Origin of the sequence: Candidatus Cardinium sp. cBcalN2 (assembly GCF_022810445.1) — a bacterium.
Lineage (GTDB): Bacteria > Bacteroidota > Bacteroidia > Cytophagales > Amoebophilaceae > Cardinium.
Genome location: NZ_JAACGD010000117.1, coordinates 1 through 9,502 on the forward strand (window position 1 = coordinate 1; position 9,502 = coordinate 9,502).

The 9,502-nt window shown below is 35.5% G+C and carries 6 protein-coding genes; all 6 read right to left on the bottom strand.

The window, feature by feature from the left end; genetic code table 11:
- Positions 1-113: 113 nt before the first annotated feature.
- The gene (locus MUW74_RS03580; protein WP_243518388.1) at positions 114-1,481 is read right to left on the bottom strand and encodes a peptidylprolyl isomerase; all 1,368 of its coding nucleotides are present in this window, start codon (positions 1,479-1,481) and stop codon (positions 114-116) included.
- Positions 1,462-2,349 (bottom strand): hypothetical protein, encoded by an 888-nt coding sequence (locus tag MUW74_RS03585; protein ID WP_243518384.1) that lies wholly within the window; start codon positions 2,347-2,349, stop codon positions 1,462-1,464. The genes MUW74_RS03580 and MUW74_RS03585 overlap by 20 nt, the downstream gene beginning before the upstream one ends.
- A 253-nt stretch (positions 2,350-2,602) precedes the next feature.
- Entirely contained in the window at positions 2,603-3,259 is a 657-nt protein-coding gene (locus MUW74_RS03590; protein ID WP_243518382.1) for an OmpH family outer membrane protein, read from the bottom strand.
- Positions 3,260-3,699: 440 nt separating this feature from the next.
- A complete protein-coding gene (gene atpD / locus MUW74_RS03595) occupies positions 3,700-5,196 on the bottom strand; it encodes a F0F1 ATP synthase subunit beta (RefSeq protein ID WP_243518371.1) in 1,497 nt (498 codons plus the stop codon).
- 326 nt (positions 5,197-5,522) lie between these two features.
- Entirely contained in the window at positions 5,523-8,315 is a 2,793-nt protein-coding gene (locus MUW74_RS03600) for a putative LPS assembly protein LptD (RefSeq protein WP_243553072.1), read from the bottom strand.
- A gap of 104 nt (positions 8,316-8,419) precedes the next feature.
- Positions 8,420-9,502: ankyrin repeat domain-containing protein (locus tag MUW74_RS03605; protein ID WP_243553073.1), on the bottom strand; the 1,083-nt coding region annotated here is incomplete at its 5' end.

Sequence of the window (9,502 nt, forward strand, 5' to 3'; positions counted from 1 at the left end):
AGCTTTCAGCCACTTTTTTCATCAGCGCTTGATTTTTTGGTTACTTTTTTATCAAGCAAAAAGTAGCTTTCAAAAATTCATTTTTTACCAGTGTCATGAACAGATACGTTGACTTAGCTTAACCCTATTAACTTTTCTACTGTTTCATATGCTGGTGAAAAACTCACAACACATTCTGACTTAGCTGTTTGAATCCATTTATCAATAGCTTCTTTTTTTTTCTGTTGCAATAAATAATCATGGATCTTTTCATAATCCTGTGTAAGATTCATTGGATGGGCGTCTACCTTTTGCTTGAGATAGAATAACCGCCAAGCTGGTTGATAGACCCCAGCCATATAGTGGGGTTGACTGACTCCACCTACTTCAAGCGCATCAATTGCAAAAAACAGATCTGGATCCAAAGACTCTACAGGGATGAGTTGGCCAGGTAATACCTCCTCTGGCTGGTTATACCTAATCACCCCTCCTCTGGCAACTGTTTCCTTATCTTCTGAATATTGCTGTACAGCTGCTTCAAAAGTCAATGTTCCTGTAATGATTTTTGTTCTAATCTTATTTAATTCAACTTGAGCTAAACTAATTTCTTCTTCTGTTGGTGTCAAAACTTTCAGTATATGGCGTGTATTATACTGATCTTTATTACGCCCTGTTAATTGTATAAGATGCCATCCAAATTCAGAAACTATAGGATCACTTATTTCCCCAATCTTAAGTGCAAGCGCAGCTGATTCATAAGCTGGCGCTAATACACCCAAACGCACCCAGCCAATTTCACCACCCTTAACAGCAGAATGGATATCATCTGAATATTCCTTAGCCGATTCAGCAAAAGTAACCAGGCCATTTAGAACGGATTGTTTTATACTCAGCAGTTTGCTCTTAACGGCTGCCTCTCTTGCTGGATTTACCTTAGGATAAACCACTAACTCACATACCTTAACAGAAGCAGGATAGTAAGGTCGATTATGTGGAGGTAATGCATTAAAATAAGCTTTTACATCTGCTGGCGTAACTACTACATTTTCTGTAAGGTGCTGATGTACCCATGAGACCAAATACTCTGATTTGACCCTCTGCTTTACACTTTTCTTAATATCGTAAATAGATTGATGGGCAGCCTGAACAAGCTTTGCCTCCGAACCAAAACGCTGTACCAAATTAGCCATTCTATCATCACATGCTCGTTCAATACTTGTTTTGGGTATTTTAACATCATGTAACTTAGCTTTTGCTAAAAAAATCTTATTTAAGACTAATTCTCGCAATACATACATTTTCATAGACTCATTAACTACCTTACCTTCTAAAGCCAGTTGTTTACATGCTTCTTCTAAATCAGAATGTAAAATCAGCTCTTTATTTACAGTAGCTATTACCTTGTCTAACAACAATTTATCACTTGCCCTGGTAGTAGGTAGCCAAACGCAAGTCAATATAATAAGATTGCTTATCAAGCTTTTATTTAATCTGGATAACACAGGTATGATTTTTTTTAGCATCTTCTAAAAGTTTACGTTTTATTTTATTGATCAGTTCTAACCTCCTTTTATGTAGTATAATAGACTTGATCTGATCTTCTACCTCTTCTAAAGGGGCAATTTCTTGTGCTATTTTATATTGATTTATCTTTAAAAGATAGATGTGTTTTTGGCCCGCTACATGGATAAATTTATTTGTTTTTAACAATCTAGTTGTATGCACAAGTGGACGATAACCCAGTCTGGCCAAAACAGTTTCCCAAGGAAACCATTTATTAGCATCCAAGATAGCCTTATGGGCATAAGGCTTGCAACACTTTTTCAATTTTTTTAGGTCTGTAGCTTTATTCGATAGCATAAGTGATTTTACAGCATTAATACAAGTAGCCTTTTTAGGCAGTGCCAAAAAAATGCCTCTGACGATATCATGATGCAATATAAAGTCATTATGTTTGTACTTGTGGTAATAATCAACTATCTCTTCTGATGATACATAAGGATTTAGCTCAAGTTGAATAAGGTTTTCTAAAAAATGGTATGCGAGCAAGTCATTCTTGTAGTCATTGACCTTATCGTCGATAGCAGGTTGAATAGACTGGTAATTACCTTGGGCCATAAGGAGCTGTTTACAAGCCCATTCTTCGACATATTCATTAATAAAAGAAGTTCTATCTTCAGGATGAATCGAAGAAAGGTCTATGGAGCGCAGATCTGATAGATATAAGTATTGCTGGTCTACACGAGCAATAAAAGTACCCTTTTCTGGATGTTGTCTAGTTTTTTGATCACCAAAAGTGTGTACCAACCAGTAAGCAAAGATAGCTAGCAAGGTACAAGCAAAAAGCCTATTCAAACGAGATGTCCTCAAAATGAATCTATAAAAAAATGATACTGAAGTTTAATATTAAACTTTTTTCGCAATTGGTTTATGCTGAAGAATTGATAGACAAACATAAGAGCAAAAGCACAATCCAAATATACAACATGCATGTAATACTTTCCCAGCATAAGTACAAATTACCATCAGAAGTGGCGTTTCAAAAAAAGTGGACTGGTTACTAAAATGGATAGTAACCAGTATTTAGACACTTTTTCTCAGCTGTTATGCCAGAGGGAAAAAATTATTTTTTCTTAACAGGCTTAGCTGGATGAGCAGATACTTTAGCAGTAGGTATTTGAGCTTTCGAGCCTACTACAGGAGGTTGAGCCTCTTTAGATACTACTGCTTTGAGTTTTTCCAAGACAAGTTCAGAAAGATCAAACGACTGCTCTGCAAAAAGTAGGACAGGTCCAACTTCTGTGTTTTTATTGAAAACAAAAGTATAAGCATGCTCCTGTGCAATTTTATAAATTACCGCTTGTATTTTGTCATGGAGTGGTTGCATAACTGTTTTATACTTGTCTTGCATTTTAGGATAATGTTGCTCTTGGAGTGCTCTCAATTCTGATTCTAATTTAGACATTTCTATGATTTTCTGCTTTTTTTGAGCTTCCGTGAAGGCATCTTGTTGCTGTTGAAAAGTTTCAGCCTTTTGTTGATACTCTTTAGCTTTTGTTTGCATCTGATTCTCTAGTTGCTTTTGAAAGCTCTGAATTTCTGCAGTACTTTTTCTAGCTTCCGGTAGGTTTTCTAAAATAAAAACCATATCTACATAGCCAATTTTTAAACTTGGTGCTGCCTGTTGCAGTTTTTCCATAGTCTTAGACGAATGTTCGGCTTTTACACCAGTATACATAGAGAAAACAAACGCCAAGGCAGATAAAAATCTATAATTCATTACAGTAAAATTTTAACGTTTAATTATATTAATACAAAAGAGATATTAGACATATAAAATATATAATACCTCTTGTTACCCCCTCAACCAATAGACTTTTTCCGAAACGCTTATTTGTATCCTAATTTAGGAGTTGATCCGCTAGTTAAATAGACACACTAAAATACGCTAGCGCTTTGCATTTCAATCCATTGCTTCTATAATCCCTCATTACAAACGAATTACGTAAAAAGTTTAATCCATCCCAACAAATAACGCATTTTACGAATAAATAGGATAAAGATCAAGTTAGCAAGTAAGCGAAAAAAGGATAAAGTGCCCTTTGTGCTATTTTTACCCAGAAAACTTAACTAAAAAAAGAGATTTTTTAATTTTTACTAAAAATCAATTAAGGTATAATACACTATTTTAGCCTACTTAATAGGGGATTTATTATTGGATCACCCTTTAAGCAGTTTTTCTCCTTTCACAATTGCTTGCTCAATATTGCCTACTAAATTAAAAGCCATCTCAGGTAGATAGTCTGCGGCTCCATCAATAATCATATTGAATCCTTTAATAGTTTCTTCTATAGGCACACGCTCCCCTTTGATCCCTGTGAATCTTTCTGCGACATTAAATGGCTGAGATAGAAACCGCTCTACCTTTCTAGCACGGTAAACGGTCTGTATATCTTCTTCTGACAGTTCATCCATACCCAAAATGGCTATAATATCCTGTAGTTCTTTATAACGTTGTAGGGTTCTTTTTACTTTTTGAGCAGTATCATAATGCAAATTTCCTAATATCTCAGGATTTAATGCCCTAGAAGAAGAAGCTAAAGGGTCTACTGCTGGGTAAATACCCAGTGCTGCTATTCTTCTAGATAGCACAGTGGTGGTATCTAAATGGGTAAAAGTAGTAGCAGGCGCAGGATCGGTTAAATCATCCGCTGGAACATAAACGGCTTGAACAGAGGTAATAGAACCATGCTTGACAGAGGTAATACGTTCTTGCATAGCACCCATCTCTGTGGCAAGGGTTGGTTGATAACCCACAGCAGAAGGTATACGTCCCAGCAAAGCAGAAATTTCTGCACCAGCTTGTGTGAAACGAAAAATATTGTCAATAAAAAAGAGGATATCTTTTCCTGCTTCTCCTTGTCCATGATCACGAAAGTACTCTGCAATAGAAAGACCAGTCAATGCTACACGTGCTCTGGCACCCGGAGATTCATTCATTTGACCAAATACCAATGCAGCTTGAGATTTTTTTAGCGCTTCATAATCTACCTTACTAAGGTCCCAATGACCTTGCTCCATAGCCTTTGTAAATGCTTCCCCATAATTAATTACCCCTGCCTCAATCATTTCTCTCAACAGGTCATTCCCTTCACGTGTGCGTTCGCCCACACCCGCAAATACAGAAAGACCATTATAGGATTTAGCAATATTATCAATCAGTTCCATAATCAAAACTGTTTTACCTACACCTGCACCACCAAACAATCCAATCTTACCACCTTTCACATAAGGTGCCAGTAGATCAATAACTTTGATACCAGTATAGAGTATTTCTGTTGTCGAAGAGAGTTGATCAAAAGGTGGTACAGCCCTATGGATAGATAACTTCTGGTCCGTTTCTGGCTCCGGCATGCCATCTATGGCAGCCCCTATAACATTAAAAAGACGGCCACGTACCGCATCACCTACAGGTACTTGAATAGGTGCACCTGTATCTACCACCTCTAGCCCTCGTGTTAAACCCTCTGTACCTTCCATAGCGATGGTTCGTACACAATGCTCACCTAAGTGCTGTTGACACTCCAATACTACTACCTTGCCAGAAGGAGTTTGGATATGTAGTGCGTTTAATATACTGGGCAAGTTAGCTTCTTCACTAAAGCGAACATCAATTACAGGACCTATAATTTGAATAATTTTTCCAGTATGGGACATTATTTTGTTATGAAAATAAGTGAAAGATATTTATCTTTCTTTTTAAGCTAGTTATAAAAAAGTATTTGTTAACAACATTAATAACATTGCTAAAATAAGTAAGTGTGTAAAAACTGCTTGCAAGTAGGCTCTTTAGGTAAAAAAATAGCAGCCATCCTGTGGCCTCTATCCTATGGCCTCTACGAGAGGCTGTTCTTCTTTAAGCCCCTTAAATTTATAAAAAAGGATTGGATTTGCTATTAGACACCTTGTAAAACCTAAACCTATTTGTGATAAGCAATTTGTTACCGAACGCCTTTTTTACCACTGACTTAGCAAGGATATACCTAGTTTAGTTTATTATAGCTTCTTTTTCTTGGTAACTTCAATGCTTTTAACATATTTGCTTTTACACCTAAACAAAAATCATATTTAGCCGATTCTCCTAGTGGATGCCATTGATAACTAAGCTGCCAGCAGTGTAGGTCTCGTTGAATCGAAATTTCTGTTGCAAATGGTTGAAATTTACCTTCAGTAAAATCATACGTGCTACGTAAGCCTACTTTCCATTTTTTAACCAAAGTAGTATCCCCATTAAAGGTTATATACTTATTCATAGTATATTGTTTGTCCCCATCCTTATACTTATACAGCTTTGTATATTGCCAATTAAATTCCAAACTAAAATTCCAGGGTATGTCAAAATCTATCTTGTGATCCTTTATCTTATTAGTTAATTGGTCACTATCATTGAGTAGCGCTTTTTTTTTCTTTTTCTCTTGACTTAAATAGTGTGCACAATCTATATTGACCTTGAATTTTGCTTCTTTAACTTTTCCTAAATAGCCACCATGATGCCATGCAAAAACATTGATAGGTTCTTCTTTGATTTGGCCTGAATCTAAGCTTATGGTTTCAGATAGATAGGGATCAAAATTTACAGTTAAATCAAGACCTACCTTACCTATTTGCTCCATTTCTGCCTCGCTAGCAACATGCAAATGAAGCCCCTCTATTAGATGACACTTCTCTGCTTTAAAATCATATTGCGTGTTAAAGTCTAAGTTTTTTAACAAAAAGATTTTGCGGCTGGTTGGCTTTTTTTCTTTTTCTTTCTCTTCTGGATTTATTGCTTTTTTTACTTTTAATTCAACTGTATTATGTAGTTCAAACTTTAGAATAGATGTAGCACGATTCGACAAATTTAAGCTTGGTCGTAGTTCTGCAAATGCATATTTTTTTTCTTTTTTACCTTGGTCTTTTTCGACCTCTTCGAAGTAATTTTTAGAAAAATCAGGAGTATAGGTAAAGGAAAAAGTGGGTACTGTTTTAATGCGAAAGCCTTCGATCCAACTTCCTTCTTTAAAATAATGTGTGTGATATAGCGCAGTGTCTAATGCTGAACCGAAATCCCAGACATACACTCTATTAAATCCCGGTACGCTTATAGGTCCTTTTGTGCCTTTTGGTAGCCAATACCATGCTTCGCTGTAGTTGAGATGAGGTTTTAAGTTAATAAAATCAAACAATTTACATTGCATGCTAAGGGGAATGGTATGTTGCAGGCCATTTTCTATGTAACGGTTCCATGGAGCAGTTGAAGGAATCTTTAAAGTGGACTTCTGGTCTGTTTGGCTACTATCTTTTTTTGCATTTTGAAAGTGATTTTCAAAATTTATAGTATGCTTTAATTCCACATTATGGAACCAATGATTGGCACCTTTAAATTGAGCCTTTTTAAATGGATACCAAGAAGCACTACTTAACGTTCCTTTTGGCAAATGCCAATGTTTGAAATTGGAAAGAAAATTATGATTATATGCTGCTCGTAGCGTTAATCTGTAAGGGAGGCCTACCAATTGATCTTCGTAAGCTAAGCTGCCAGAAGATTGGTTTTCCATGGCTTTGGTCAGTTGTTTATCTTCATGATCGAATGTTTTATAAGACCTGCTACGTAGGTTAACATTGGCGTTGAAACTTCTGGTTCCGTATGTTAGTGTTTTATGTTTCCATTTCACAGACCATCCCTTCTCTTGCGCCTCAAAATTATGTGCATAATAAATACTTCCACTACATAAGTATCGTTTTTTGTAACGTAGTTCATTCTTAAGTTCTGCACTACCACTAGAGTAAATAGTACCTAACATAGAAATATCTGCATAATCCTTGAAGTTTATATAGTATCCGCCATTGCGGAGATAAAATCCATTGTCTCCCTCCCCGATTTCTGGTGGAATAATACCATGTGTGCGTTTGCCTTCCAGGAATAGAGTCCCAAAAAAAAATCCTAATGGAGTGGGCGCATTATCAAAGTAAAAGCGAAAAGGCCCAGTAGTAATTTGCTTATCCTGCACCAGTTTAGCACGTTTCGTACGTATGTAAAAATGGGGGTCTGCTAGTCCACAAGTTGTAAAGATTATATCTTGGGCATAAAATGTTTCTTCATCATCTTTTTTTACTTGCTTACTTTTAATAATGGCATCTTCCTGTTTGGTAAGTAAGTTATCTACTAGAGCTCGCTTAGTGTCGATATTATAGCGGATTTTTTCCATAAAGAAGATCCTTGTTTGTGTAGTACCAGCTTTTCCATATTTATTTTTAGTTACATCATTATAGATAAAAACAGGGTTCTCGATCGATTTATTATGTAGATCCTTGGTTCCTTTTGCACGTATAGTGTTGGTATTTAAGTGGAAAGAAAATAGATTTGCCGCTAGTTTCATCTGATCATAACTAACTGAACTGTCACCATGTAGAGAGAGTATGTTCTTTCTAGCATCAAAAACAATTGACTTTTTCGAATGATAATGAACAATATCTAACTTTTTTTCTCCTTCTTTTTTACTACGCGTTAGGATAGGAAGCCATTGAATACTTTTATTAAAAATAAATGGCTGATTAAATTTAGCGTCATATTGCTTTTTATTATTAAAGTAGCTATTTGGCAATATCCAGTTTTTATATGGATTGCTAAAAGGATTACTAACATAAGGGACACCATTAAAATAATGGGTTGCTTTAGAGAAAGTCGATACACCACTAAGCATAAATGGCATTAAAGCAACAATACGGAGGAAATAAGACCTAGTCACACAAACAAATTTTACTTTTACCTTTTTGGTATAAAGAAAGATAGACAATCCCAAATATAAAAGTATCTATTTGTTTTTCATATAGTAGTCTCTAACCAATAAGCATTATTATAGCTTCTGTTACATCACTCATTACTGTTGCTTGACCCATATCAGCTTGCTTTTTTAGCGTTTTCATATTCTAGTACTTTTTTATGAACCTTTTCGAATAAAGCGCTGAAAGTGGCTAAGTCATCAGGCTCGGATTTGTTTAATTGTATAATTTTATGGAGCCAATAATACCATTTAATATGCATTGGGGGTGTGTTAGTACTAAAACGCTGGTCTTCGCTTAAAATTTTCATTGCCTCTTTGTTACCAACTAACCAGGCAAAAGTATAAGGGGTTATGCCTACTGCAAGATTATGATCAACTTTTAGTCTTTCATGGCTAATTAGTTTTAGAAATAACGATTCATTGAAATTTTTATTGATTATCAATGTATGTAGTGGAGTGTATAGCATATTTACGCATGCATTAACATCAATATTCTTATGGTCTAGCAATTTATTAATACCCTCTATGGGCCATTCTTTCGGCTTTTCTACTTCCGACTTGCCTACATGATATAGTGCGCAATGTAATGCCGTACAACCATAGGAATCTTTGGCATTTACATCAATTTTAACTTTTAAATCTTCCGGTCCTTCCATAAACATTTCCCATATCTGTGGATGATACCAATGTACTAGGTAATGAATTAAAGGTACTTCATATTTAGCTTTAGTAGCGTTCATAGTTCTGATAGCTTTGATATCAAATTTCAGGTCCTTTTGTTTTTTTTCCAATAGTATAGTTAATAAGTTCATTCTATGAATCTTTATCGCCCTATGCATGGGAGACAAACCTCTACCTAATAGGTTAGGTTCAATCTTTTTTTGTTGGAGTAACATACGGAATACTACTTCATCATTATGCATTATGGCTCTATGAATAGGAGCTAATCCATCTGCATCTAATAAATTAATGTCAATACCCTCTTTTTCCAGCAACATATTTAATAATGTTATATTGCTATGAAATACTGCTGCATGTATAGGAGCGTTACAGTATTTATCTTTTTTATTAACATCACATAGGGGATGGTCAAGCAATTCTCGGATACGGGCTACATCACTAGCTACTTGAATAGTCGTTTTTGCTTCTTTAGTTAACAAACTTGCTATTATTAGAGTTAGGTGTAGTAGTTGATATTT

Excerpts from the sequence above, each read along its gene's own strand:
- MUW74_RS03590 (WP_243518382.1), bottom strand. The coding sequence starts at position 3,259 with ATGAATTATAGATTTTTATCTGCCTTGGCGTTTGTTTTCTCTATGTAT.
- atpD (WP_243518371.1), bottom strand. The coding sequence starts at position 5,196 with ATGTCCCATACTGGAAAAATTATTCAAATTATAGGTCCTGTAATTGAT.